We start from the raw sequence: 240 nt of genomic DNA, 5'->3' as shown, positions 1-240 counted from the left end.
ATGTTGCTTCTCCTTCCGGCAAAAGGCGCTGGAGAAGCGCCTCTCGGGCGGCACGCCTCGCACGTTCCGCTTTCGCCAAAACGTCGGCCGGCACTTCGAACTCGTGCACGTCACGCCAGGCGAAGACCACAAACCCGATGAAGGCTGCGACGATCGCGACGATCGCCAACCACCAGATGTACCAAATCATGGCAAAGCCGAAGACGGTTGAAAAGAATGCCGTGTAAATTCCAACCGGAC

At 58.3% G+C, this 240-nt stretch carries 1 protein-coding gene; it reads right to left on the bottom strand.

Annotated elements, in window-relative coordinates; genetic code table 11:
- The coding region (locus SCA31_RS25285) for a hypothetical protein (protein WP_410699682.1) at positions 1–240 on the bottom strand (240 nt) is incomplete at both ends.

The organism is Chryseobacterium sp. SIMBA_028, assembly GCF_046535285.1.
Lineage (GTDB): Bacteria > Bacteroidota > Bacteroidia > Flavobacteriales > Weeksellaceae > Chryseobacterium.
Note: the sequence above shows the minus strand (reverse complement) of the source record. Positions and strands in the feature narration are given on the sequence as shown.